The organism is Flavobacterium sp. PLA-DH12 (assembly GCF_059511845.1).
This window is the reverse complement of sequence record NZ_JCAMPD010000008.1, coordinates 1-25,244: the sequence shown is the minus strand read 5'-3', so window position 1 is coordinate 25,244 and position 25,244 is coordinate 1. Positions and strand designations below refer to the sequence as shown.

Annotated in this window: 23 protein-coding genes; 9 read left to right on the top strand and 14 right to left on the bottom strand. The window is 34.3% G+C overall.

Annotation, left to right across the window (positions count from 1 at the left end; genetic code table 11):
- Positions 1-75 precede the first annotated feature (75 nt).
- The 5 genes from AC5ZCW_RS15950 to prfB all read right to left on the bottom strand — a co-directional run bounded on the left by AC5ZCW_RS15950 (position 76) and on the right by prfB (position 5,366).
- The gene (locus AC5ZCW_RS15950) at positions 76-498 is read right to left on the bottom strand and encodes a DoxX family protein (protein ID WP_177210142.1); all 423 of its coding nucleotides are present in this window, start codon (positions 496-498) and stop codon (positions 76-78) included.
- 122 nt (positions 499-620) lie between these two features.
- Complete coding sequence (locus tag AC5ZCW_RS15945) at positions 621-2,249, bottom strand: acyl-CoA carboxylase subunit beta (RefSeq protein ID WP_496120810.1); 1,629 nt, start codon at positions 2,247-2,249, stop codon at positions 621-623.
- 145 nt (positions 2,250-2,394) lie between these two features.
- Entirely contained in the window at positions 2,395-3,393 is a 999-nt protein-coding gene (lpxD, locus tag AC5ZCW_RS15940; protein WP_496120809.1) for a UDP-3-O-(3-hydroxymyristoyl)glucosamine N-acyltransferase, read from the bottom strand.
- A gap of 333 nt (positions 3,394-3,726) precedes the next feature.
- A complete protein-coding gene (msrB, locus tag AC5ZCW_RS15935; RefSeq protein ID WP_343543579.1) occupies positions 3,727-4,173 on the bottom strand; it encodes a peptide-methionine (R)-S-oxide reductase MsrB in 447 nt (148 codons plus the stop codon).
- 94 nt (positions 4,174-4,267) lie between these two features.
- A protein-coding gene (gene prfB / locus AC5ZCW_RS15930) for a peptide chain release factor 2 (protein ID WP_177210138.1) occupies positions 4,268-5,366 on the bottom strand; the annotation gives its coding sequence in 2 pieces (ribosomal slippage) (positions 4,268-5,302 and positions 5,304-5,366; 1,098 coding nt in all).
- Positions 5,367-5,518: 152 nt separating this feature from the next.
- Here prfB and AC5ZCW_RS15925 point away from each other — a divergent pair.
- Entirely contained in the window at positions 5,519-6,538 is a 1,020-nt protein-coding gene (locus tag AC5ZCW_RS15925) for a threonine aldolase family protein (RefSeq protein WP_343543574.1), read from the top strand.
- 129 nt (positions 6,539-6,667) lie between these two features.
- Here the strand turns inward: AC5ZCW_RS15925 and AC5ZCW_RS15920 are convergent, their stop codons facing one another.
- On the bottom strand, positions 6,668-6,988 hold the full coding sequence (locus tag AC5ZCW_RS15920) for a YbaB/EbfC family nucleoid-associated protein (RefSeq protein WP_008462685.1): 321 nt from the start codon (positions 6,986-6,988) through the stop codon (positions 6,668-6,670).
- Positions 6,989-7,132: 144 nt separating this feature from the next.
- Here AC5ZCW_RS15920 and AC5ZCW_RS15915 point away from each other — a divergent pair, with 144 nt between their 5' ends.
- The 3 genes from AC5ZCW_RS15915 to AC5ZCW_RS15905 all read left to right on the top strand — a co-directional run bounded on the left by AC5ZCW_RS15915 (position 7,133) and on the right by AC5ZCW_RS15905 (position 11,546).
- Positions 7,133-9,193, top strand: coding sequence for a S9 family peptidase (locus tag AC5ZCW_RS15915; RefSeq protein ID WP_496120808.1), 2,061 nt, complete (start codon positions 7,133-7,135; stop codon positions 9,191-9,193).
- A 71-nt stretch (positions 9,194-9,264) separates the two neighbouring features.
- Positions 9,265-10,305: a cysteate synthase gene (gene capA / locus AC5ZCW_RS15910; protein ID WP_008462690.1), complete on the top strand. Its 1,041-nt coding sequence runs from the start codon at positions 9,265-9,267 to the stop codon at positions 10,303-10,305.
- Between the two features lie 347 nt (positions 10,306-10,652).
- The gene (locus AC5ZCW_RS15905; protein WP_496120807.1) at positions 10,653-11,546 is read left to right on the top strand and encodes a LamG domain-containing protein; all 894 of its coding nucleotides are present in this window, start codon (positions 10,653-10,655) and stop codon (positions 11,544-11,546) included.
- Positions 11,547-11,651: 105 nt separating this feature from the next.
- On the opposite strand, the gene AC5ZCW_RS15900 is transcribed toward AC5ZCW_RS15905, so the two are convergent.
- On the bottom strand, positions 11,652-12,671 hold the full coding sequence (locus tag AC5ZCW_RS15900; protein ID WP_496120806.1) for a DUF481 domain-containing protein: 1,020 nt from the start codon (positions 12,669-12,671) through the stop codon (positions 11,652-11,654).
- A 355-nt stretch (positions 12,672-13,026) separates the two neighbouring features.
- Between AC5ZCW_RS15900 and AC5ZCW_RS15895 the strand changes: the two genes are divergently transcribed.
- Positions 13,027-13,932, top strand: coding sequence for a LamG domain-containing protein (locus AC5ZCW_RS15895; RefSeq protein ID WP_496120805.1), 906 nt, complete (start codon positions 13,027-13,029; stop codon positions 13,930-13,932).
- A 45-nt stretch (positions 13,933-13,977) separates the two neighbouring features.
- On the opposite strand, the gene AC5ZCW_RS15890 is transcribed toward AC5ZCW_RS15895, so the two are convergent.
- From AC5ZCW_RS15890 to gcvT, 6 genes are all read right to left on the bottom strand, one after another.
- A complete protein-coding gene (locus tag AC5ZCW_RS15890; protein ID WP_496120804.1) occupies positions 13,978-14,181 on the bottom strand; it encodes a hypothetical protein in 204 nt (67 codons plus the stop codon).
- Positions 14,182-14,646: 465 nt separating this feature from the next.
- Positions 14,647-15,018 carry a hypothetical protein gene (locus tag AC5ZCW_RS15885; RefSeq protein ID WP_496120803.1) on the bottom strand — a complete coding sequence of 124 codons (372 nt, stop codon included), beginning with the start codon at positions 15,016-15,018 and terminating at the stop codon, positions 14,647-14,649.
- 22 nt (positions 15,019-15,040) lie between these two features.
- On the bottom strand, positions 15,041-15,463 hold the full coding sequence (locus tag AC5ZCW_RS15880) for a hypothetical protein (RefSeq protein WP_496120802.1): 423 nt from the start codon (positions 15,461-15,463) through the stop codon (positions 15,041-15,043).
- Positions 15,464-15,750: 287 nt separating this feature from the next.
- Positions 15,751-16,464 (bottom strand): YebC/PmpR family DNA-binding transcriptional regulator, encoded by a 714-nt coding sequence (locus AC5ZCW_RS15875; RefSeq protein WP_012024626.1) that lies wholly within the window; start codon positions 16,462-16,464, stop codon positions 15,751-15,753.
- Between the two features lie 315 nt (positions 16,465-16,779).
- Complete coding sequence (locus AC5ZCW_RS15870) at positions 16,780-18,816, bottom strand: S41 family peptidase (protein WP_496120801.1); 2,037 nt, start codon at positions 18,814-18,816, stop codon at positions 16,780-16,782.
- Between the two features lie 202 nt (positions 18,817-19,018).
- The gene (gcvT, locus tag AC5ZCW_RS15865; protein WP_496120800.1) at positions 19,019-20,101 is read right to left on the bottom strand and encodes a glycine cleavage system aminomethyltransferase GcvT; all 1,083 of its coding nucleotides are present in this window, start codon (positions 20,099-20,101) and stop codon (positions 19,019-19,021) included.
- Between the two features lie 281 nt (positions 20,102-20,382).
- Between gcvT and AC5ZCW_RS15860 the strand changes: the two genes are divergently transcribed.
- From AC5ZCW_RS15860 to AC5ZCW_RS15850, 3 genes are all read left to right on the top strand, one after another.
- On the top strand, positions 20,383-21,231 hold the full coding sequence (locus AC5ZCW_RS15860) for an NAD(P)H-hydrate dehydratase (protein WP_496120799.1): 849 nt from the start codon (positions 20,383-20,385) through the stop codon (positions 21,229-21,231).
- 210 nt (positions 21,232-21,441) lie between these two features.
- Positions 21,442-22,224, top strand: a complete 783-nt coding sequence (locus AC5ZCW_RS15855) for a HipA family kinase (protein WP_177210125.1) — start codon at positions 21,442-21,444, stop codon at positions 22,222-22,224.
- Positions 22,214-22,597 (top strand): DUF3037 domain-containing protein, encoded by a 384-nt coding sequence (locus AC5ZCW_RS15850; RefSeq protein WP_496120798.1) that lies wholly within the window; start codon positions 22,214-22,216, stop codon positions 22,595-22,597. Before AC5ZCW_RS15855 ends, AC5ZCW_RS15850 begins: the two co-directional genes overlap by 11 nt.
- A gap of 355 nt (positions 22,598-22,952) precedes the next feature.
- Here AC5ZCW_RS15850 and AC5ZCW_RS15845 read toward each other — a convergent pair whose 3' ends face one another.
- On the bottom strand, positions 22,953-24,071 hold the full coding sequence (locus tag AC5ZCW_RS15845; protein WP_496120797.1) for a pectate lyase family protein: 1,119 nt from the start codon (positions 24,069-24,071) through the stop codon (positions 22,953-22,955).
- A 244-nt stretch (positions 24,072-24,315) separates the two neighbouring features.
- On the opposite strand from AC5ZCW_RS15845, the gene AC5ZCW_RS15840 reads away from it, so the two are divergent.
- Entirely contained in the window at positions 24,316-24,888 is a 573-nt protein-coding gene (locus AC5ZCW_RS15840; RefSeq protein ID WP_343543551.1) for a Crp/Fnr family transcriptional regulator, read from the top strand.
- Positions 24,889-25,244 lie beyond the last annotated feature (356 nt).

Genomic DNA, 25,244 nt, shown 5'->3' with positions numbered 1-25,244 from the left:
ACGCAATTAAAGAAATTTTATGGAATTAATTAACACTCAAAAAAAAGTCCTCAGCTAAACTGAGGACATATGAGGCTATTGTTGCATTTTAAAATAATAATCTGCCGAGTGTTTTCCACTTCCATAAAACAAGAAGAATATGCAGACTAATAAAACGATGATAGCTAAAGCCAAACTTTCAGAATGCATTCTTCCCATAGAATTTACAAGAACAGCACCAAATAAAATGGGTAATTGGGCTGCGATTGCCCATCTGGTTAAAAGTCCGAAAATAATCATTATACCACCAATCATGTGGGCAGGAGCAATGTAATGCAGCATAAACATACCTCCTCCAAACTTGTCAATTGGGGAAATCAAATCATGCAGGTACTGAATATTGGTGACGAAAGAGACACCTTTCATAAATAAAAATCCACCCAAAACAATACGTACTAAATCAACTGGTAAATAAGTGTGCGAATTCGCCCATTTATTCAAACTTTTTACATTTTCCATGATGTTGTGTGATTAAAAATTATGTACTAAGTTACTAATTTTTAATGATATGTATATTTTAAACAGCTGGAAAATGAGTTTTTTGCTTTTTATTTAACGTCTTGTTGAGAATTCTTAAATCACTAAACTTGGATTACTCCCAAATTAAATGGTTTTTGAATAGGAGCGTGGTTTGCAGCTTCGATTCCAATCGAAATCCAGTTACGGGTTTCTAATGGATCGATAATAGCATCTGTCCATAGTCTTGAGGCCGCATAGTACGGTGAAGTCTGTTCGTCGTAACGTACTTTTATTTTGTTGAATAATTCGGCTTCTTTTGCTTCGTCAACGGTTTCTCCTTTTGCTTTAAGCGAAGAAGCTTCGATTTGCGCCAATACTTTTGCAGCTTGAGTTCCACCCATAACGGCAAGTTCCGCACTTGGCCAAGCAAATATTAATCGAGGATCGTATGCTTTTCCGCACATCGCATAATTTCCTGCGCCATACGAGTTTCCTACAATAACGGTAAATTTAGGAACAACAGAATTACTTACGGCATTTACCATTTTGGCACCATCTTTAATAATTCCGCCATGTTCTGATTTTGAACCCACCATGAAACCTGTTACGTCTTGTAAAAATACCAATGGAATTTTTTTCTGATTGCAATTTGCAATAAAACGTGTGGCTTTGTCAGCACTATCAGAATAAATAACGCCTCCAAACTGCATTTCGCCTTTTTTGGTTTTTACCACTTTTCTTTGATTGGCTACAATTCCCACAGCCCAGCCATCAATTCTGGCGTAACCTGTAATCAACGATTGCCCGTAACCTTCTTTATAGGCTTCAAATTCTGAATTATCAACCAAACGTTTGATGATTTCCATCATATCATATTGTTCAGTTCTAGCTTTTGGAAGAATTCCGTAAATTTCATTTGGTTCTAAAGCTGGTTTCTCCGATTTGATTCTGCTGTATCCAGCCTTATCAAAATCGCCAATTTTATCTACAATATTTTTGATTTTGTCCAAAGCATCTTTGTCGTCTTTGGCTTTATAGTCTGTAACACCCGAAATTTCGCAATGTGTTGTAGCGCCACCTAAAGTTTCATTGTCAATTGTTTCGCCAATTGCAGCTTTTACTAAATAACTTCCCGCAAGGAAAATACTTCCAGTTTTGTCAACTATTAAAGCTTCATCGCTCATAATTGGAAGGTAAGCGCCTCCAGCAACACAGCTTCCCATAACGGCAGCAATTTGAGTAATTCCCATGCTGCTCATTTGAGCATTATTTCTAAAAATGCGTCCGAAATGTTCTTTATCAGGAAAAATTTCATCTTGCATTGGCAGATAAACGCCAGCGCTGTCTACTAAATAAATAATAGGAAGTCGGTTTTCCATGGCAATTTCCTGTGCACGAAGGTTTTTCTTTCCTGTAATAGGAAACCAAGCTCCAGCTTTTACAGTAGCATCATTAGCAACTACTATGCATTGTTTTCCTTTGATGTAACCAATTTTTACCACAACACCTCCCGAAGGACATCCGCCGTGTTCTGGATACATTCCTTCGCCAGCAAAACCTCCAATTTCAATACTTTTAGAATTTTCATCCAATAAATAAGCAATTCTTTCGCGAGCGGTCATTTTTCCTTCAGAATGTAATTTCTCGATTCTTTTTTCGCCTCCGCCCAATTTTACTTTTGCGAATTTTTGTTTTAGTTCAGAAAGAAGTAATTTATTGTGATCTTCGTTTTTATTGAAGTTTAAATCCATGATGTAGTATTGATTTGATAAAATAGTGTTGGCTAATTTACAAAATCAATTGAAATAAATGAGTTGCTTTAAGAATTAAGAAATGCTCTTAAATAAAAAAACATCCGTTTAGTGGATGTTTTTTTATTTGGAGTTTGAATTAAATTTATTTTTTAGGACTACAAACCATTTGTTTAAGTAAAGCCCATTGTTTTAAAGCGTCTCGAGCTTCAACAGCTGGATATCCAAGCATTGTTTTTCCTGCAGGGACATCTCCAGTCACGCCGGATCCTGCGCCAATTATAGCACCGTCGCCAATAGAAGTATGATCTTTTATAGAAGCGCTTCCGCCAATAATAACTCCGTTTCCTAAGGTTACAGAGCCTGCTAAACCACTGTTTCCAGCCATAATGCAGAACTTGCCTAATTTGCTATTATGTCCAATCTGAACTAAATTGTCTATTTTGCATCCGTCGCCAAGTATTGTAGAACTGAATTTTCCGCGATCAACACACGAATTTGCTCCAATTTCTACACCGTTGCCAATAATTACATTTCCAATTTGCGGAATTTTCACCAAACCTTTTTCAGTGCAAGCACGAAATCCGAAGCCATCTGCGCCAATTGTTGCATTCGGGTGAATGATGCATTCGCTTCCAATATGACAACGTTCACGAATAACGGTTCCAGACCAAATAGTTGAGTTTCTTCCAATTGTGCATTCGTCTAAAATGGTCACATTCGGGTAAATTACTGTATTAGCGCCAATTTCAACTTTTGGACCAATGTAACATCCGGCACCAATTTTAACGCCTTCGCCAATTTTAGCGGTTTCGTCTATCGTGGCTGTTTTATGAATATTGTTATGAAAGATTGGGGCAGGGGGAGCAAAAAGGGTAAGGATTTGTGACATTGCCAAATCGGCATTTTTAACTTTTATAAAAGCACGGTTTTCTCCAGGCTCTATTGAAATATCTTCGTTTACGACTGCAATTGAAGCATTAGATGTCGACCAGTATTTTTCGTATTTTTTATTTCCGATAAATGAGATTTCCGAAGTTGTTGCTTTTTCTAATTGTTCTGTAGCAGTTATGCTTTGTGAAGTGCTGCCGTAAATTACGCCATTAATAACTTCGTTAATTTCTTGGATAGAATAGGATCTCATTGATAAATTTTAATCGACTAAAGGGTTATTTTTTGCCAAATAAAATGAATTACATTTTAATTACCTAATTATTTTTTTACGTTTCTTAATAAATATTTAAAATAAGATGGTAATTTTTGTAAAATTAACATTTAGGTCATTAATTTAATGAGGTTTTTTTAATCTATTGAATAGCAGTATGTTGATAGTTCTGTCTAAAAGCAATGAAAATTTTGATGGAGAAAATAAATAATTTAATTGTTAGGTTATAGCTTACATTTGTTTTGTTAAATCATTTATTGATTGGGGATTATATAAAAAAAGCGATTCGTTTTAATGAACCGCTTTTATAAATTATTCTTTAATTTTTGATAGTGAAACTGCGTTGATGCAGTAACGTAAACCGCTTGGTGGTGGGCCGTCAGGGAAAACGTGACCTAAATGTGCATCGCAGACATTGCAAACTACCTCAACACGAATCATCCCGTACGATTTGTCGGCATGGTAGCCAATTGCATTTTCTTTAATTGGCTGTGTAAAAGAAGGCCAGCCAGTTCCTGATTCAAATTTTTCGCTTGCATCAAAAAGAACCGTTCCGCAACATTTACATTCGTAAATTCCAGGATCAAATAAACTGCACAATTCAGAACTAAAAGATCTCTCTGTTCCTTTTAAACGTGTTACTTGAAATTCTTCTGGAGTTAGAATCTGTTTCCATTCGTCCTCCGTTTTCTCCACTCTTTTGTCTGGAGCTGGATTTCCTTTATTTGTAAAATGAATTACATCTGCCCATTTTATCATAACTTTTTTGTTTTAAAGTTTAAAGTTTCAGGTTTAAAGTTTCAAGTTTACTGTGACTGCAAACTGCAACTGAACACTAGAAAAGAACTGAACACTATTCCTCCTCTTTCTGTCCCATCATCATCAGATAGGCTTTCAAGAATGGGTCGATATTTCCGTTCATTACACCGTCAACATCGCTGGTTTCATAACCTGTACGAACATCTTTTACTAATTTATAAGGTTGCATTACATAATTACGAATTTGCGATCCCCATTCAATTTTCATTTTTCCAGCTTCGATATCCGCACGCTGCGCTTGCTGTTTCTTTAATTCGATTTCATACAATTGAGAACGAAGCATTTGCATAGCACGCTGTCTGTTATCTTGCTGAGATCTAGTTTCAGAACACTGAATTTGAATTCCAGTTGGTTTGTGAACCAGTTGTACTTTAGTTTCAACCTTGTTTACGTTCTGTCCACCAGCACCACTTGAGCGAGAAGTTGTAATTTCGATATCAGCGGGATTAATGTCGATTTCGATACTGTCATCTACAAGCGGATAAACGTAAACGGATACGAAAGAAGTATGACGTTTCGCATTACTGTCAAAAGGCGAAATACGAACTAAACGGTGTACACCATTTTCTCCTTTTAGATATCCGAATGAATAATCACCTTCGAACTCTAAAGTTACGGTTTTAATTCCGGCAACCTCGCCTTCCTGAAAGTTAAGCTCTTTAATTTTGTAGCCATAACTTTCTCCCCACATCATGTACATACGCATTAGCATTCCTGCCCAGTCGCAACTTTCAGTTCCTCCAGCACCTGCTGTAATCTGGACCACAGCGCTTAAACTGTCACCTTCGTCAGAAAGCATATTTTTGAATTCGATATTTTCAATATGCGCTTGTGCAGCTTCATATTGTTCATCTAATTCATCTACAGAAAGTTCTCCTTCTTTGTAAAAATCATAAGCTAGCTGTAGTTCTTCTGTTAATGCTACTGCTTTATCATAATCTTCAATCCATTTTTTCTTGTTTCGAAGGTTTTTTACAATGTTTTCTGCTTCTTTCGGATTGTTCCAAAAGTCTGGAGCGAACGTTTTTTCTTCTTCGTTTGCAATTTCGATTAGCTTGGCATCAACGTCAAAGATACCTCCTCAACGCACCAAGGCGCTCCACAATACCTTTTACTTGTTCGGCTGTTGTCATAAATTAATTAATAGGTTTTTATATGTTTTTTAGAATTATTACGTTAATTTGGTCTAGAGAAACCAGCGAGTTAAATTTTACCAAAACTTGCTGAGAATAACTATAAGTAATACGTAATTTTGCATACAAAAATAAGATATAGTTTTTAGAATATGGAAATAAATTTAATCAGCGATACCATAACAAAGCCTACTTATGAAATGCTGCAGTATATGTTTAACGCCCATGTTGGCGATGATGTATACAAACAGGACCCAACGGTGATTGAATTGGAAAACAGAACAGCAGAGTTTTTTGGTATGGAAGCTGGTCTTTTCTTTCCGTCTGGAACTATGGCAAACCAAACTGCAATTAAACTGCATACACAACCTGGAGAACAGCTAATTGCTGATAAATATGCTCACGTGTATCATTACGAAGGAGGAGGAGTCTCTTTTAACAGCGGTGTTTCTTGCTGTTTAGTAGACGGAAATCGTGGAATGATAACGGCTGCACAAGTTAAAGCTGCAATAAACGATCCGGAGTTTTATCATAGTCCGCTAACAAGTTTGGTTTGTGTTGAAAACACAACCAATAAAGGAGGCGGAGCGTGTTACGAATTGGAAGATTTAAGAGAAATAAAAAAAGTTTGCGATGCTCATGATTTAAAGTTCCATTTAGATGGCGCTCGAATTTGGAATGCGTTAGTGGCTAAAAGACAGAATCCCAGAGAATTTGGAGCAATTTTCGATACAATTTCCGTTTGTTTGTCTAAAGGGTTAGGTGCTCCAATTGGTTCAGTTTTACTTGGGAGTAAAGCTGATATTCACAGGGCGTTGAGAATCAGAAAGATACTAGGTGGAGGGATGCGTCAAGTAGGTTATTTGGCTGCGGCTGGATTATATGCTTTGGCTCATAATATCGAAAGATTAGCAGAAGATCATCGTCGTGCAAAGGAAATAGCAAAAATCTTAAGCACAAAACCTTGGATTTCATCTATCGAACCTGTAGAAACTAATATTTTAATTTTTTCGCTTGCCGAAGGTTACAGCGATCAATTATTAATTGAGAAATTGAAACAGAAAAATATCCTGATAAGTTCATTAGGACATAATAAACTCCGAATTGTAACGCATTTAGATTATAAAGAAGTAATGCATACTTATGTGTTGGAAACACTTTCGAAGTTTTAGGAGAAAGATTCTAAGCTTCTAAGGAACTGAGGTTCCAAGGAAGAAAGAAATAAAGCTTTAAAAAAAAGAGGATGTTAATACATCCTCTTTTTTTTATCAAAAAAATAAAACTTAGAACCTTAGCCAAACTTATTTAAACAAATTATCCATTCCAGGAATAGACGGCATATCCATTCTTGCCACAGCGTCTAATTCTCTTTCGTTTACACTAGTTGCTTTTTCTATTGCTTTATTTAACGTTACAATTAAGTAATCTTCTAATTGTTCTTTATCTTCTAAAAGAGAATCATCAATAGAAAGTGATTTTATTTTTCTACTAGCTGTAATAGTAACTTTTAATAATCCGTCAGCGCTTTGTTCATCAATCAAAACAGTATCTAAACGCTTTTTGGTATCTTCAATTTTTTGCTGGGTTTCTTTAAGTTTACCCATCATTCCCATTAAATCCATTTTTGTTGATTTTTTAAATTATTTCAGACAAAATTACTATATTGCTGTGTTAATTCAATAGAATATTTTATGAAAAAATTAATTTTGTTCTGTTGGGTTTGTGCTATTTTTGCGTCTTCATATTAAAAAATTAATGCTTAATAAATGCAAAATGATATATCGGCTCCAAAGGCTAAAATAATTCCAAAGACATTAAAAAAACATAAAGAAGCTAGAATTGACAACTATTTCTGGCTTAATGACAGAGAGAATTCAGAAGTAATTGATTATCTAAATAAGGAGAATGCTTATTACGAAAGCATGACTTCTCATACCCAAAAATTAAAAGATAGTCTGTTTGAAGAAATGAAAGCAAGGATTAAAGAAGACGATTCTTCTGTTCCTTATTTCTACAACGGCTATTTTTATATCACACGTTTTGAAACTGGTCAGGATTATCCAATTTTTGCCAGAAAAAAAGGAAGCCTTTCTGCAGAAGAAGAAATTCTTTTTAACTGCAACGAAATGGCAAAAGGACATGCTTATTTTAAATTGGGAGGTTTAAGCATTAGTCCAGATAATAAATTTGCCAGTTTTGGAGTAGATATTGTCGGAAGAAGAATATATACAATTCAATTTAAAAATTTAGAAACAGGTGAAATTTTAGCTGATAAAATAGAAAATGTTACAGGAGCTTCTGTTTGGGCAAATGATAACAAGACTGTTTTTTATGTTAGACAAGACCAAGTAACATTAAGAGCTGATAAAGTTTTCAGGCATAAATTAAATACAACTTCAGATAATGATGTTTTAGTTTATGATGAAGTTGATGATACTTTTAATGTGTCTATCAGCAAAGAAAAATCAAGAAAATACATTGTTATTGGTTCTGGAAGTACTTTGACAACTGAATATAGAATCTTGAATTCTAGTAATCCAGAAGGAGAATTTACTGTTTTTCAGCCACGCGTTCGCGGATTAGAATACAGTATTTCTCATTACGAAGATTCGTTTTATATTCTGACCAATAAAGATAAGGCGACGAATTTTAAGTTAATGAAAACGCCAGAAGACAAAACAGGAAAGAAAAACTGGGTGGATCTTATTCCGCACAGAGAAGATGTTTTGTTGGAAGATATTGAGATATTTAAAAACTATTTAGTTGTAGAAGAACGTTCTAATGGATTGAATCATATTAGAATTATGCCTTGGAATGAGGAGCCAGATTATTATCTTCCTTTTGGCAGCGAAACGTACAATGCCTATACAACAACAAATGTTGATTTTGATACTGATATTTTGCGTTACAGTTACCAATCATTGGCAACGCCATCTTCTGTGATTGATTTTAATATGAAGACTAAAACCAAAGAAATCTTGAAAGAGCAAGAGGTTTTAGGTGGAAAATTTGATAAAGACAATTATATAGAAGAACGAGTTTGGGCAACAGCAAGAGATGGAGTAAAAGTGCCTATTTCTATGGTTTATAGAAAAGGATTAGAGAAAAATGGTAAAAGTCCGTTGTTGCTTTACGCATACGGTTCGTACGGAATTACGATGGATACCTATTTTTCTTCAACAAGATTATCGCTCTTAGACCGCGGATTTGTGTATGCAATAGCTCATATTAGAGGAGGTGAGGACTTAGGAAGGCAATGGTATGAAGACGGAAAACTGTTAAAAAAGAAAAATACCTTTACAGATTTCATTGATTGCTCTAAATTTGTAATAGACCAAAAGTATACTTCTCCTGAACATTTGTATGCAGAAGGAGGGTCTGCTGGCGGACTTTTAATGGGAGTAATCGTAAATGAAGCTCCTGAATTGTATAATGGCGTTATCGCTCAGGTGCCTTTTGTAGATGTAATTACTACAATGTTGGATGACAGTATTCCGCTTACAACTGGAGAGTATGACGAATGGGGAAACCCAAACAATAAAAAGTATTATGATTATATGTTGTCGTACTCACCTTACGATAATGTAAAAGCACAAGAATATCCTAATATGTATGTTTCTACCGGATTACACGATTCGCAGGTACAGTATTGGGAGCCAGCTAAATGGGTTGCAAAATTGAGAGATTTAAAAACAAATAATAAGCTTTTGTTTTTAGATACCAATATGGATGCAGGTCATGGTGGGGCTTCGGGACGTTTTGAGGCTTTAAAAGACTTAGCAAAAGAATTTAGTTTTTTATTAGATTTAGAAAAAATTAAAAGCTAATTAGAAATTTTTTGTTAAATTTGCAACCTATCAAGGTTAATTTGAAAAGGCCTTTGATTAACTATTTTTTTATGAAAGAAGAAATAACTGCTTATAATAATGTTTTAGAGTTAATAGGAAACACCCCCCTTATTAAGCTAAATAAAATTACCGAAGAGTTAGAAGGAAATTTCTACGCAAAGGTAGAAGCTTTCAACCCAGGTCATTCCTCAAAAGATAGAATAGCGTTATATATTATTGAAGAAGCCGAGAGAAAAGGAATTCTATCTCCAGGAGATACCATTATCGAAACTACCTCTGGTAATACAGGATTTAGTTTAGCAATGGTAAGCATTATTAAAGGTTACAATTGTATTTTGGCCGTAAGTTCAAAATCATCTAAGGATAAAATTGACATGTTGAGAAGTTTAGGCGCCAAAGTGTATGTCTGTCCGGCTCACGTTTCTGCAGATGATGAAAGATCTTATTATAATGTAGCCAAACGTTTGCACGAAGAGACTAAAGGGTCAGTCTATATTAATCAATATTTTAATCAGCTAAATATTGATGCCCACTACAACACTACAGGTCCTGAGATTTGGGAACAGACAAAAGGACAAATTACGCACTTAGTTGCTTGCAGCGGAACAGGAGGAACTATCTCTGGAACTGCAAAATTCTTAAAAGAAAAAAATCCAAATATTAGAATTCTAGGAGTTGATGCTTTTGGTTCTGTATTGAAGAAATACCACGAGACAAAAGAGTTTGACAGCAAAGAAATTTATCCATACCGTATAGAAGGTTTAGGTAAAAACTTAATCCCGTCAGCTACAGATTTTGATATTATTGATAAATTCATGAAAGTAACCGACGAAGAAAGTGCTCACTCTGCAAGAGAGATTACTAGAAAAGAAGGTTTATTTGTTGGGTATACTTCTGGAGCAGTAATGCAAGCTATTAAGCAATATGCTGAAGAAGGCGAATTTACAAAAGACAGTAATATTATTGCTATTTTCCCAGATCACGGTTCTCGTTACATGAGTAAAGTATTCAGCGATGATTGGATGAATGAACAAGGTTTCTTTGATAGTGTTAACGAAGAAGAAGCACAAAAAATTGAATTTGTAAAGTAATAAAGTACTTTTAAAAATATTTAAACTCCATTCGTAATTTTCGAATGGAGTTTTTTTTTGGAGCAAATTTCCATGAAATACTAAACGATTCAAAAAGTATAATTTATAGTATTGTTGAGTATACCGTATTTATACGTAGGAAATTATGATTTTCAATGATTTTAATTTAATAATTTAATAGTTTTTATGAGTTTGTGTAAAAGTTTTTTGTTGATAAAATTGTTGAAAAGTGTTACTTTAACGAGTATTTAGGTCAGTTGTCGGAAATATTTCCGCTCAAAATCATAATAATCTAGTTTAGAGGTGTTAAAATAACATAAGTTGTTTAATCCCTAAAATCTACTATTATGAAAAAATTACTACTAGCAGTATTGTTTGTAAGTTTTTTGAATGTGAATGCGCAAACACCGATTCAGGAATTTAACTTTAACGGAACTTTAAACAATACAGCAAACACCATCTCATTTATCGGAACCAACAATTTCGTGGCTGACAGAGCAGGAGTTGTAAGAGGAGCTCAACGATTAAATAATAAAGCTTTAGAAGCTGTAATCGATGATCTGCCTCAAGGAAAGAGCTCAAGAACAATTAGCATTTGGGTTAAATTCAATGATATTTCGAATCCAAACTATGTTTGGGGTTACGGAAATCCTCTTAATGCACAATATTGCGGTTTATTACAACAAGGAACAACCTCTTCTAACTCTGATTTGAGTTTGGCTGCTTGGGGCGCTTCTAATGATGTAATTGTCTCTACACCGCTTGAAAAGAACGTATGGTACAATTATACTATTACTTATGAAGGTACGACTTCTAAAATATATCGTGATGGTAAATTATTAAAGTACTTGGAAGGTATGGTAAGATCTACTAATGGAAATATTTTTAGATTGGGCGAAATCAATACGACGGTGGGAATTAATGCAGATATTGACGATTTGAAGATCTATAATGTAGCTTTGACTCCAGATCAGGTAAGTCAGTTATATGAGAACGAGAAAGCATCTAATTTAATTGCAGTGGCTGCAGAGGCGAAGACGACAAAAACTGCAATAAAAGCAAAACCAAATCAAACAATAATTACTTCGGGCGATGTTAACGGAACAGCAAAAAGCATCGAAGTTTATTCGCAAGGGCAAAAAATAGTGGGAAGTAATGCAACGAATTTAAGCGATCTTCCAGAAGGGACTTATTTATTAAAAATTACAAGTACTCCATCGAAAAAAATTACTTCAAAATAAATGGTTTTTTAGTTTACTTTTTAAATGTTAGTTAGTTTTTTATTGCGCATGCAATTGGGTTTTTGGAATAGTAATGAAAGCTTTCTGTATTCAGAAGGCTTTTTTTTAGTCTAATTTCCATCCAAAAGTAGTCTGAAATACATAATCATCTTTTGATGCGCCAGGTTTTGGTTTGTTATCATAGTTATAAACAAACGAAAGTTTAATGAAGAAATCTAACGGTAAATCATATTTGGTATCTACAGAAAAATCGGCACGAATTCTTTTGCTTTCTGTTAAACTCGGAAAAAAATTCACTTTAGACTGAATGCTAAAATCTCCAATATCATACAAGTTAAGGTCACTTCCTAGAAATAACTCCAAACTTTTATTAGGCGCTGTAGTTTCAGTAAAACGCTCGTGGTTAAAAGACAATCCGGAAGCAATTCCCCAGTATTTTTTATTGCTATGCATAAGGTATTTTCCGTAACCTGCTTTTGAGACAACTCGAAGATCAATATCTTGTTCTGTATTTTTTAAAGTTACAACAGATAGTGGAATAAAATAGTCTTTGGGCAGTAAATGGATATAGCTGACATCGGTGTCAATTCTTCGTATAGGATCGCTATCATCTTGTATAGATTGAATTTGTTTGTAGGTTGCAGTGCCGTACCATTTTTTAGCAGTGTAGCCTAAATTTACATTTATTGTCAATTGCTGTAAACTTTGTGCTTTGGTTAATTTGATTCCTGCATCAAAGCTAGCATCAAGCCTTCCCCAAAAGCTTTCGTCAACAGGCTTAATGCGTACAATATCAGTGAGATCAGCGATGCTTTTGGTTTGTGTTTCAATATTGGTTATTTCACATTTGCCGGGAGTTTCAATTTTGACGATTTTTCCGTTTAGTAAATTTCCGTTAGAAAGATTGATAATATAAATTCGATCTGAACTAATATTTTTAACATGTTTCCATTCTAATTTAAAATCCTCTTTGCTGTAATCGGTTTCTATTTGTAATATGCCTTTGTTCATTGTTTTTATTTCGCCAACGATGATATCATTGTTTTTTAAGACAAGAGTATCAGAAACCTGTGCACTGATTTTTAAGAAAAATAAAAGAAAAAATAGAAATATAGTTTTCTTCATATTTAAGTTTATTTCTTTGATTTACAGCTTATAATATTAAAGTTAGAAATAAAAATGTAATGTAAGATAGAATTATAAAAAATTAGTGTTTTGAATGTTTCAATTACTGCAGATAAATTAAATTGAGTTTAAAAACAGTTTGAAAAAATGGTATTTGAACTATAAAAGTATTTTTGTGAGAATTATGTATTTCTATGTAGGAATGGTTTGGATATGCTGAATTTTAATTATAGTTTTAACAAATTTTTTAAAAATAATAAACGAAATTTTAAAATTGTAAAATCTTAATCGTTTAAATTTTACAATCAAATACTATTTGCCTTAACCCAAAACTATTCTGATAAAAGCTATAATTATGAAAAAAATATTACTCACTTTAATGTTTGTAAATTTTTTAACTGCTAATGCGCAAAATCCGGTGCAAGAATTTAATTTCAACGGAAATTTAAACAGTGCCGATAACACCATTTCTTTTTTGGGTACTCCAGTTTTTGTAAACGACAGATCGGGAAATCCTAAAAGTGCTTTACGACTTGCAAACAAAGCTTATCAGGCAGTGGTTGGAGAGCTTCCTCAGGATAATAAACCAAAAACAATATCTATTTGGGTAAAATTTAATGCAGTCAATATTCCGAATTACATCTTAGGATACGGTGCGGCGGTAAATGGACAATATTTTGGTTTGGTGCATCAGCCAGTAGCTGGTGGCAGTGCAGATTTAAGTTTAGTGGGTTGGGGAGACACAAATAATGTAATAGTTTCAGTGCCATTAGTAAAAGAGACATGGTATATGTATAGTGTCACTTATGATGGAAATGTATCAAAAATTTATCGTAATGGCGAATTGCTAAAATCTGTAGAAAGAATTCAGCGTTCAGCAAAGGGCTATATTTTAAATCTCGGAAAATTAAACACTTCAACGAGTATTAATGCAGATATCGATGATTTAAGATTATATAGCGTTGCTATGACAGACGAACAAGTGAGGGAAGCATATAATAGCTCAAAACCAAGCATTTCTTCAGTATCTCAAGCAGTTGCTGTGGCTACTAATACTGTAAATGTACCTAAAAAAGCAGCTGCTACACCTGTAAAAGCTTCTGCACCTGTCAACGCTCCAGCAGAAACCAATAAAAGCATTAAAACTATTGAGGTTTTTTCGCAAGGAAAACAAATAATGAGTGCTAATGTTTCTAATATAACCGATTTGCCTGAAGGGACTTATTTGATTAAGGTCATTAATTCGGCTGGAAAAAAATAACTGTTTATAAAAAAGCCCTCCATATTTTGGAAGGCTTGACTGTAATTATCTTTTTTTCTGCTGGCCAGGAGCATACGCTTTAGCGCTTTTATCTCCATTCATTTTTTTAGCTTGTCCTGGCGGTATTTTTTTACCTGATGGAGCAGGTGTGTAAGTGTGACTGTGTGTACTGCAGCTGATTACGCTTAATACTAAGAACAAAAGAACTAATACTACGACAGCAATTCGGGTGATTTTTGATGTTTGCATTTTTAAGTTTAAATTTATTTGGGGTGTTGCAAATATAATCTAAATGTTATCTTTAGTTTGATCTAAGCTTAGTTTAAAATGAGTTCAAATAATAATCTTAACCGAGTTTATTTTAGTTTTGATCTCCTAAATATTTACACGGTAATATGACAATAAAAGAAAAGTTTTTATTAATTGGATTTACAGGTTTTGTTCATTTAGACAAAAAAAGAGAGACGGAAAGGAAAGAATAACCTTTTGTTCTAAATACTGCAACGAATGGATTTTTCTATTATTGGTTAATGAAGACGATATTTGGAAAATCGAAAAAAATGAAGACAATGACATTATTAGCACTACATTAAACAAAAATAAATCTTCAATTGATACAGAAGATTTGCTTCTGTTTTTTAAAAACTATTATTACGCGAATAATGATTTCTCGAATGATTTATAAGTAGAATTATTTTTATAAAGAATTATTATCTATCTGTAAAACTCCATATATATATAAAAGCCATAATAACCTCTATTTTCATGAATATCAAAAATTAAAAGGTAAGTGTTCTGGCAATCTTTAAAATTACAAATTTGATATCTAAATGAAATCGCTGTATTGGGATCTTCTAAATATTCTAACTTAACAATATTGTTTTGGGCTAATTCCTGATTGGTTATCACGCCAGTTTTGATTAATGAACTTAAGAAATTAGAGGTTTTAAAAGAAATAATAGCTTCATGTTTTATTCGTCCGTTTCCGCAGTAGAAATTAAAATGTACTTCAGAATCAGGACTTTCAATTGGAAGCGATCTTCCGCCACCTAATTGTATTTTTTTTATAATTGAAATTTTGGTCATAATTAGCTCAGAGAATTTGGCTTTAAGTTTTCAGCAGTTTAGGGATATAAATATAGCCAAGAACTATAAGTATTACAGAAATAAAACTGGCGTAATCTACAAAGCCATAATAATTCCGGACTTGTTCTCCATTTCGTTTTATCATACGGACAGCTTTTGAATCGCCATTGTGAAGTTTTCTAAACACAACTTGATCTCCAATTAAAAAACCATATTGATTGGTATCGCTGTTGCCACTATCTTCATATTTTATTCCGTCTTTACCTATAATGGAATAAGAATATGTTCTGGCAGAATTAGCGGCTCTCTTGTAAGAGCTACTGTCATAAATTTTGCCTTCGCCAAGATTATTTTCGTTTGTATAGATTACATTAATGACAATTCTCTGAAGGAAAATGAGAAAAATTATTAATATAAAACCATGAAAAACAATTTTCTCTTTCATTTTGTGTTGGCCTTGAGAATTTTATAATGCAAACAAATAAAAAAGTCTTCTGAAAATCAAAAGACTTCTATTTTTTTAGCTAATAACACTAATCACAATAAATAAGATTACAAGCGCTATTACAGCAAATTTCATAAATTTTGATGATTGCATAAATCGAGATTTAAATTAGTTTATTTCTATAAATAACAAATATAATTTTTTATTAGAATTAAGGGGAAATTCTCTAAAACAAAAAAGCTCCAGAAAAATCCAGAGCTTTTTTAAAATATATTTTTATAGAAAGACTATTCTTCCTTCATGGTATGATAAACGTTCATAACATCATCATCTTCTTCGATTTTCTCGATTAATTTCTCAACATCAGCGATTTGAGCTTCAGTTAATTCTTTTGTAATTTGCGGAATGCGCTCAAAACCAGAAGATAAAATTTCAAGACCTCTGTTTTCTAATTCTTTCTGTAAAGCACCAAAGCTTCCAAAAGGAGCGTAGATTAAGATTCCGTCTTCGTCTTCAAAAACTTCCTCAGCACCAAAATCAATTAATTCTAATTCTAATTCTTCTGCATCGATACCATCTTTCGCAATTCTAAAGTTACAAGTGTGGTCAAACATAAACTCAACAGAACCTTGAGTTCCCATTGTTCCGTTGCATTTGTTGAAATAACTGCGAATGTTTGCTACAGTTCTATTATTGTTATCAGAAGCAGTTTCAATTAAGATTGCAATTCCGTGAGGAGCATATCCTTCAAACAAAATTTCTTTATAGTTGGCAGTATCTTTATTACTTGCATTTTTAATAGCGCGCTCCACATTGTCTTTAGGCATGTTTGCGGCTTTTGCATTCTGTATAACAGCTCTTAATCTAGAATTGGCGTCTGGGTTTGGTCCGCCTTCTTTAACAGCCATTACGATATCTTTACCAATTCTGGTAAATGTTTTGGCCATTGCAGACCAACGTTTCATTTTTCTTCCTTTTCTAAATTCGAACGCTCTTCCCATTTCTAATTTTTAGTTTTGTGATGCAAAAATACGGTTTTCCTATTTTTTACAAAAACAAAATTGTTCTTTTTTGTTTCAAGTTTCAGGTTTCAAGTTGAATGGCTTACGCTGATTTTAACCGCAAAGTTCGCAAAGTTTTTTTATTTAAGATTATGCTTATAAACACAAAGTTCGCAAAGCTAAAGGGATAAAGTTTTGCGCACTCTTTTATTTTGTAAATTAACTTAAAAATTTCTTAGCGTTCTCTGCGTAAACCTTTGCGCACTTTGCGGTAAAAAAACTTCTCATGCGGTTAAACCTGAAACCTGAAACAAACTATTTGCTTCCGCCATTAAACTCATTAATAATATTTACAGCTTCGTTGAGGTACGGATTGGTTTTTAGATTATCCATTTGATATTGGTTAATCGTTTTATCATTTGGATAAGCTCCTAAAAGAAACTGATTAACACTCGAGTTATACACATCAAGCGGATTGTTTTCATCGTTAAAAGTATTGATCTCTGTCCAAAGTGCGTCTAATGTTTTTTTCTGTTTGTAAACAGCATCAAGCGTCAACGGAATTTCAGCTTTTGGAGTATTTACAAGTTGATCTATTTTGAGATTAATCTTTTTAATATTGTTAAAAAAGTAATTGTCGGACAGTCTTACTGAACTGTTCTTGGCAATTTTATCGATTAAATTTCGCTTTACATACGTTCTGTATTTTAGGAAAGGTTCGATACTATCGTTTTTTATGGCTGTCGGAAAATCGCTTTCTTTCTGGTAAACATCCTCATAAAATTCAGGAAGTACCACATCTGGTTTTACGCCAATATATTGATGGCTTTTGCCTGTAATCCTGTAAAATTTATTGATTGTTATTTTTAAGAAATCGGTATTTTTTTCTTCGTCAAGCGGAAGAATAGTCTGCATGGTTGCTTTTCCTAATGTAGTGCTTCCTAATAAAAGTGCACGATTATAGTCTTGCATTATAGAAGAAAAAAATTCGCTTGCCGAAGCCGTATTACTATTAATTAATACCACAATTGGACCTCTGTAAATTACACCTTTAAAAGGGTCATTAATTACAGATTTCTCTTTTTTATTGTCAATTACAATCGACAGCGGACCATAATCTACAAACATTCCTGCCAATTTTATAGCTTCTTCCATAGAACCGCCGCCATTGTCAATAAGGTCAATCACAAGACCTTTTATGCTATCTCTCTGCAGTTTTATAACCTCACGCGCAACGTCATCGGCGCATCCTTTTCTGCTATTGCCGTCAAGATCTGCATAAAAACTCGGAATTTTTATATAACCTATTTTACTGTCTTTACCAATGATGAAACTGAAAACCGAATTTTCTTCATCTTTCATCATTTGTTTTTCAATATAAACATCAAAGCTTTTACCTGAGTTGCGTTTTAAGGTAAGCGTAATATGTTTGTTGCTTTCAGATAAAATCATGGTCGATATAGACTCTAACGAAGCGCACGAAACCTGAAGCGTTTCTTTCTGATTTGAAATTGAAATAATTTGATCGCCTTTTTTTACTTGCCCTGTCTGATACGCTGGTCCGTTTGGGTCAACCTCATCAATAATAATTTCGTTTTTCTCGTTGAGGTTTACCGTCATTCCTAGCGACAAATGCTCTTTGGATAAAGATGCAACAAAACTTGTTTTAGAGTCATCACTAAAATAAGCGGTATGCGGATCAAAATACGTACAAAAGAAATTGTATAATTTTTCTTCTTGTTTGCCGGTATTGTCAATTAAAGTTGTAAAACGGCAAATTTCATTCGTCAGAATTTGATTTTTAGAAGCTTGTTCGATCGATTTAAAATTAGCTTTTACAGAATCTAAATTCTCGCTCATCTCAGCAATATCGTCCAAGATTTGATAGCGTAGCTTTTTCATCCAAACCTTTTCCATGTCTTCTTTCTTCAAATAAAAGGCAAAAGACTTCTTGTAAAAACGGATTGTATCTTTCTTAGCGTAATCAATAGGGATTGTCTGAATTTTTTCTAAGACTTTTTTTGTGCGTATAAGGCCATTTATGTACACTGCCTTTATATCAGTAAGAAAACTGCAATCATTCTTTAGAATCAGATCGTCTAAATTGTAACGGTATTTCTTAGCTAAGTCATCGTATTCACTCTTAAAAAAAATATTGCGTGAAGGGTCAAGTTCGTTAATTAAGTTGTCAAAAACGAACACAGATAAACTGTCATCAACTGGTTTTGGTCTTAGGTGTTCTGCTTGAATAAGCGCATTTATTTTGTTTAATATTTCACAAGTTTCTGCGCTGTTCTGACCAATGGATATAGTTGATGTCAGCAAAAAAAGGAGTAGTGAAATCTTTTTCATAAATGGAAATTCATGGGTTCATGATTAAAGTTACATCAATTTTTTTACAAATTGTAGTATTTTTAGCAAAATATCGACAACGAAAAGTTTTTCATCGTTAAACGAACGCGAACCAAATAATTTAACTTGAATTTGCTTATTTTAAAGCAAAAAAAATGCGTTACAACCGTAACGCATTCTTTAAAATTATAAAGTCAAAAACTTATTTCTTGTAAAAAGGTAATTTTACCACTTTTGCAGGAACATCATTTTTTCTGATTCTAATAAAAATATCGCTGTCAACTGCACTGTTTGCAACGGTTACATATCCTAAACCAATTCCTTTATTCATAGAAGGAGACATAGTTCCAGAAGTTACAATTCCGATTACCGCTCCAGAACCATCAACAATTTCGTAATCGTGTCTTGGCACGGCACGCTCCTGCATTTCAAAAGCAATTAATTTTCTAGTAACACCTGCTTCTTTTTGTTTTTTAAGCGCCTCAGAATTAGTAAAATCTTTAGTAAATTTTGTAATCCATCCTAAACCAGCTTCAAGCGGAGAAGTTGTATCGTTAATGTCATTTCCGTAAAGGCAGAATCCCATTTCTAAACGTAAAGTATCACGAGCAGCAAGACCAATTGGCTTAATGCCAAAAGAAGCTCCAGCTTCAAAGACTTTGTTCCAAATAGCTTCAGCATCTGCATTTTTGCAGTAAATCTCAAATCCGCCAGAACCAGTATAACCTGTAGCTGAAATAATAACATCGCTAAAACCAGCAAAATCTGCTACTTCAAAATGGTAATATGTAATTGCAGACAAATCTACAGAAGTTAGAGACTGCATAGCTTCAACTGCTTTTGGCCCTTGAATTGCCAATAAAGAATATTCGTCAGAAAGATTCTTCATTTCAACTCCTAAATCATTGTGAGAAGTAATCCAGTTCCAGTCTTTTTCAATGTTAGAAGCATTTACAACGAGTAAATACTCTTCCTCTTTCATTTTGTAAATAATCAAATCGTCAACAATTCCGCCTTCGTTATTTGGAAGACAAGAATATTGTGCTCTTCCGATCGTCAAAGTAGAAGCATCGTTTGAAGTCACTTTCTGAATCAAAGCCAGGGCATTTGGACCCGTTAACAAAAATTCACCCATGTGCGAAACGTCAAAAACGCCCACGCCATTACGAACCGTTTCGTGTTCTGCATTAACCCCTTCATAAGTAATAGGCATATTGTAACCAGCAAAAGGAAGCATTTTTGCTCCTAAACCTTCATGTATGTGCGTAAGCGCAGTATTTTTCATTGTGTTGTTTTATAAAATTGTTTTGCAAATCTATTCAAAAAATATCAAATTAAAAGAGCTTAAATTATAAATTTCGCAATAATTAGGAGCTATTTCCTGCTATCCGCTATATCTTTTGCTTTTTAAAGAAAAAAGCAAAACGATGCCGCTGCAAATGAAGTTCACTGAACTCCAATAAAAAAATAAAATATAGTGAAGTAATCAGGGCTAAGGCTGTCGTTTTCAAAAGAACAATCAGGATTTCGATTTTTTACGTAATTTTATTATATAAAAGTATTCAAATGAAATCACTGTATTTAATTAATAAAGAAGAGATTCAGAAATTATACAAACCCGTAAATCCTCAAAGTCATAAAGGAACACAAGGTCATGCGGTGATTATTGCCGGAAGTTATGGCAAAATAGGAGCGGCGGTTTTGGCTTCAAAATCTTGTCTCAAAACAGGCTGTGGACTCGTAACAGCTTTTGTTCCCAAATGCGGTTATCAAATACTTCAAATTTCCATGCCGGAAGTAATGGTGGCAACCGATGAAAACGTGAATTTTATAACCAATATACATTTGCCTTTAATTCCGCAAGCAGTAGGAATTGGACCTGGAATAGGGAAGGAGCTCGGAACACAAAAAGCCTTGTTTGAATTTTTAAGAGTCAATAAAGCGCCTTTGGTTCTAGATGCAGATGCGTTGAATATTATCTCAGAAAACTTATCTTGGTTAGAATTAGTTCCAGAAGACACCATCTTAACGCCACATCCAAAAGAATTAGAACGTTTGATAGGAAAGTGGAATTCAGAAGCCGAGAAATTCCAAAAAACGATCGCTTTTTCGGAGAAGTACAAAGTCATTGTGGTTATGAAAGATGCACCAACTTACATCATCAATAGAACTTCAGTTTACGAAAACACAAGTGGAAACGCAGCACTCGCAACCGCTGGAAGCGGAGATGCCTTAACCGGAATGCTCACAAGTCTTTTAGCACAAGGTTACGAACCCAAATATGCTTCCAAAATGGGCGTCTACCTCCACGGATTAACAGCTGATTTGGCTTTGCCTAAAACAGGTTTTGAGTCTTTTACAGCTTCAACAATTATTAAGTACTTAGGAAAAGCTTTTCTTGAATTAGAGAATTAGAGAATGTGTCAATTAGATAATTAGTTGTACGTTTTGTCATCCTTCGTTCCTCAGGATGACAAAAAATGAGAGTAAATCTGCCAAGATCTGCTCAAATCTTTTTGAATCTGCGTGAAAGGAAAAATCTAAAATCAAAAATCATTAAGTTTGTAACATCCAAGATTAGAGACTTAGCAACTTAGTTTCTTAGCATCTTAGAATCTTAAAAAAATGAAAAACAACTTCGATCTCAGAACGGTAAACGTCATGCGATATATAACGCCACTGCGCGAAGGCGGTTCTTTACCCGCATTAGCAGAGGCCGATGACGACTTTAAATACGTATTAAAATTTAGAGGTGCCGGACACGGCGTAAAAGCCTTAATCGCCGAATTAGTGGGCGGACAAATCGCTAAAGCCTTAAAACTGCAATTGCCAGAATTAGTATTCGCTAACTTAGACGAAGCTTTCGGAAGAACGGAAGCCGATGAGGAAATTCAAGACTTACTGCAAGGAAGTCAAGGATTAAACTTAGCGTTACACTTTTTATCTGGCGCTATTACTTTTGATCCTGCTGTAACAACCGTAGATGCTAAATTGGCTTCTCAGATTGTTTGGCTAGATGCTTATATCACAAACGTAGACAGAACTTTCAGAAACACAAATATGCTGATTTGGCATAAAGAATTATGGCTGATCGATCATGGTGCATGTTTGTATTTTCATCATTCTTGGCATAACTGGGAACAACATGCTAAAAGTCCATTCGCGTTGATAAAAGATCACGTTTTATTGCCTCAGGCGTCACTTTTAAAAGAAGTTGATGCTGAATTTAAAGCGATTTTAACACCAGAAGTTTTGGAAGAAATTGTCAATACAATTCCGCTAGATTGGCTGCAATGGGAAGACGCAGACGAAACTCCAGAAGGATTGCGAAATGTGTATCTGCAGTTTTTAAAAACACGATTAGAGAATTCAGAAATATTTGTAAATCAGGCGCAAAATGCAAGATAACCACTTATACGAATATGCTGTGATTCGCGTTGTGCCAAGGGTAGAGCGCGAAGAATTCCTGAATATCGGAATCATTTTGTTTTGCAAAAAAGCCAAATTTATAAAGGTTCTTTTTCATTTAAATAAAGAAAAAATACAAGCCCTTTCTGCCGATTTTGATGTCGAACAGTTAGAATGTAACCTGACTTCGCTAGTAAAAATAGCCAACGGAGCCAGAGACGGCGGCCCAATTGCCGAATTTGAGATTCCAGAACGTTTTAGATGGTTAACAGCCATTAGAAGTTCTGCAATTCAAACCTCAAGACCTCATCCTGGATTGACTCAGGATTTGGAGAAAACGATTCAGCGTTTGTTTGAAGAGTTAGTTCTTTAAGAAGGTTCAAAGGAGCAGAGGTTCAAAGGGACAAAGGTTTTTCTGTAGAGACGCACTGCAGTGCGTCTATTTGTTTGCCACAGATTAAATGGATTAAAATGATTTTTTTTCACGCAGATTTCGCAGATTCAGGCAGATTTAATTTGATAAATATCTATTTGGATCTGCTTAAATCTTTTTAAATCTGCGTGAAAAATCTTTGTGCTTCGGCTTGCATAGCTATCGACTTTGCGAGATTAAAAAAAACTTAGTGTCTTCGCGTCCTCGTGGCAAGAAAATAAAAACCACGAACTACATCTAAATGCAATTCGTGGTTTAAAAACTAAAAATAACTTATTTTTAATGGTGATTCTTTTTAGAAAGAACCACAAACATTACCGCCTAAAGTAGGTCCTGCATTTGTAGAAATATCAGATTTAACGGCAGTATTAGCCAATTTTACGATAGAATATGGCGGAGTAAAAGCAGTTCCGCTTCCAGCTTGAGTTCCTGTTACACTTGTAAATATATTGCTCGTAGAAGTAACGGCTGTAAAACCAGTCATTAATTCGATTGGGTTTTTTACGCCTTCAAAAACATTGCTTTCTACGCGAATGTTTGCTTCAAATCCTGCAGCAATACATTTATTGCTTACGGTGCTGTTAAAGAAACTGTTTAGAATATGCACTTGTCCAAAACGAACTCTTGGCATTCTTTCTCTACAGCCTGGAGCCCACCAGCATCTTGCAAAAGTGATTCTCAATTTTCCGCGATCAGCAGTTGCACCATCGCTTGAACCAATTAAATTTGAATATCTATGATCATCTGATCCTCCAGAACCGCCCGCTTTTGGAGGTTTTAGGTAATGGAATTTAGTGTAGGTAACCGAAATATAATCTGATTTGTTTTTGATGTCGAAGTTTCCGTCAACACCATCTCTAAATTCGCAGTGGTCTATCCAAACATTTGTACATTCGTCTAAAACAGCATTATCCCATCCGTCAGTATCATAAGCGCCAGGGCCTTCAAAAATCAAGTTTCTGATGATGATGTTTTTGCATCGTTTGATATTGAAAATTCCAGAACCGTCTTTAGTTTGGTCAGTAGAAACTAATTTAGCACCGCTTGCGCCATAAATAGTTTTTCCAGTTTGATCCTGAAAAGACAGTCTAGCTGTAACTGTAATAGTGCCTGAAACTTTTATCACTTTTACAGCCGTGTTTTCTACAGCCGATTTTAGTTGAGCGTAAGTGGTAACTGTAGTTTCAGCAGCAGAACCGCCACCAGTTGTTCCGCCGTTTTGAGAAGCCCATCCCGGAACCTCAGCACAGTTTCCGATTTTACCAGTCGGATTGGTTGCAGAAGCATCAATCGCTGTTTCGTTTGTTGGTTGAATACTTGCTTCTGTGTTTGAAGCGATTTCTTCAGAGTTACATGCCGTAAATCCGAAAATCAATGTTACAGCGAACATTGAAAGTGTTGATTTTAAGTTCATAATTAAAGTTTGGTTATTTAATAAGTTAACAACGCAAAACTCAATATTATTTGTAGGAAAAAAGTTGAACAAGTTCAAACTTTCGTAAAAAAATCTATGAAATATGTTTTTTTAACACTTCTAAATTTACAAAAATGTATTTTATGTCTATTTTTACGTAATCGATTACATTAATTTAAGCCCCTAATTAATAATGAGTTGAAAAAACAAATTTAACCTCACCAAAAACCACAAAAACCACAAGATGTACAACCTACTAAGAACCAACATTGAGCGAAAGATTCCGCTCACAGATGAAGAATGGAATATTATTGTTTCCAAAGCAGAGCTCATTAAACTGAAGAAAAATCAATTCCTACAAGTTCAGAACTCCAATAGCAGTTATGAGGGATTTATTTTGAAGGGATCTTTCAAAACCTACATTCTAAACGAAAACGGAACAGAAACCGTCATTTTTTTCTCATTCGAAAATGAATGGATATGCGATCTGGAAAGTTTTTACCATCAGAAACCAACGACATACAATATTAAAGCCATAGAAGACAGCGAAATAGTAGTTATCAATAAAATGCAGAAAGCGTATTTGTTTGCTGTAATTCCAAAACTAATTAAGTTTCATGTCTTAATGATCGAACGGGCCAATGTCGCTATTCAGCAGCGGCTTTTAGATGTGCTCCATAAAACCTCAAAACAGCGTTATTTGGATTTTAAAGAACGTTACCCGCAAAAAGTAACTTCGATAAACAATAAGAATTTGTCATCGTATTTAGGCGTTTCTCACGAGTTTCTTTCGAAGATTAAGAGAACGGTTTCTTAGTTTTTGAGGTTCAAAGGTGCAGAGATGCAAAGTGACAAAGGTTTTTCTGTAGAGACGCACTGCTGTGCGTCTCACGTTGCTTAAAAAAATCTCGCAATCCCGATAGTCATCGAGAGCAGAGGCGCAAAGTTTTATTCTCATTTTTTGTCATTTCGACGAAGGAGAAATCTTCGCAAGTAACTCCGCAATGATAATCCAATCTTTGTCGAGCTTCTCGCGAAGATTTCTCCTTCGTCGAAATTGTAAAGGTTAGATATTTCGGTAACAAAATTTAAATTTAATAAATTTTGTTACGATGAGAAATAATAGTCAAGATTGTACATTAGAGAGGAACTATTTAGAGAAGTATCGTTTCT

Excerpts from the sequence above, each read along its gene's own strand:
- AC5ZCW_RS15950 (WP_177210142.1), bottom strand. The coding sequence starts at position 498 with ATGGAAAATGTAAAAAGTTTGAATAAATGGGCGAATTCGCACACTTAT.
- AC5ZCW_RS15945 (WP_496120810.1), bottom strand. The coding sequence starts at position 2,249 with ATGGATTTAAACTTCAATAAAAACGAAGATCACAATAAATTACTTCTT.
- lpxD (WP_496120809.1), bottom strand. The coding sequence starts at position 3,393 with ATGAGATCCTATTCTATCCAAGAAATTAACGAAGTTATTAATGGCGTA.
- msrB (WP_343543579.1), bottom strand. The coding sequence starts at position 4,173 with ATGATAAAATGGGCAGATGTAATTCATTTTACAAATAAAGGAAATCCA.
- AC5ZCW_RS15925 (WP_343543574.1), top strand. The coding sequence starts at position 5,519 with ATGGAAATAAATTTAATCAGCGATACCATAACAAAGCCTACTTATGAA.
- AC5ZCW_RS15920 (WP_008462685.1), bottom strand. The coding sequence starts at position 6,988 with ATGGATTTAATGGGAATGATGGGTAAACTTAAAGAAACCCAGCAAAAA.
- AC5ZCW_RS15915 (WP_496120808.1), top strand. The coding sequence starts at position 7,133 with ATGCAAAATGATATATCGGCTCCAAAGGCTAAAATAATTCCAAAGACA.
- capA (WP_008462690.1), top strand. The coding sequence starts at position 9,265 with ATGAAAGAAGAAATAACTGCTTATAATAATGTTTTAGAGTTAATAGGA.
- AC5ZCW_RS15905 (WP_496120807.1), top strand. The coding sequence starts at position 10,653 with ATGAAAAAATTACTACTAGCAGTATTGTTTGTAAGTTTTTTGAATGTG.
- AC5ZCW_RS15900 (WP_496120806.1), bottom strand. The coding sequence starts at position 12,671 with ATGAAGAAAACTATATTTCTATTTTTTCTTTTATTTTTCTTAAAAATC.
- AC5ZCW_RS15895 (WP_496120805.1), top strand. The coding sequence starts at position 13,027 with ATGAAAAAAATATTACTCACTTTAATGTTTGTAAATTTTTTAACTGCT.
- AC5ZCW_RS15890 (WP_496120804.1), bottom strand. The coding sequence starts at position 14,181 with ATGCAAACATCAAAAATCACCCGAATTGCTGTCGTAGTATTAGTTCTT.
- AC5ZCW_RS15885 (WP_496120803.1), bottom strand. The coding sequence starts at position 15,018 with ATGACCAAAATTTCAATTATAAAAAAAATACAATTAGGTGGCGGAAGA.
- AC5ZCW_RS15880 (WP_496120802.1), bottom strand. The coding sequence starts at position 15,463 with ATGAAAGAGAAAATTGTTTTTCATGGTTTTATATTAATAATTTTTCTC.
- AC5ZCW_RS15875 (WP_012024626.1), bottom strand. The coding sequence starts at position 16,464 with ATGGGAAGAGCGTTCGAATTTAGAAAAGGAAGAAAAATGAAACGTTGG.
- AC5ZCW_RS15870 (WP_496120801.1), bottom strand. The coding sequence starts at position 18,816 with ATGAAAAAGATTTCACTACTCCTTTTTTTGCTGACATCAACTATATCC.
- gcvT (WP_496120800.1), bottom strand. The coding sequence starts at position 20,101 with ATGAAAAATACTGCGCTTACGCACATACATGAAGGTTTAGGAGCAAAA.
- AC5ZCW_RS15860 (WP_496120799.1), top strand. The coding sequence starts at position 20,383 with ATGAAATCACTGTATTTAATTAATAAAGAAGAGATTCAGAAATTATAC.
- AC5ZCW_RS15855 (WP_177210125.1), top strand. The coding sequence starts at position 21,442 with ATGAAAAACAACTTCGATCTCAGAACGGTAAACGTCATGCGATATATA.
- AC5ZCW_RS15850 (WP_496120798.1), top strand. The coding sequence starts at position 22,214 with ATGCAAGATAACCACTTATACGAATATGCTGTGATTCGCGTTGTGCCA.
- AC5ZCW_RS15845 (WP_496120797.1), bottom strand. The coding sequence starts at position 24,071 with ATGAACTTAAAATCAACACTTTCAATGTTCGCTGTAACATTGATTTTC.
- AC5ZCW_RS15840 (WP_343543551.1), top strand. The coding sequence starts at position 24,316 with ATGTACAACCTACTAAGAACCAACATTGAGCGAAAGATTCCGCTCACA.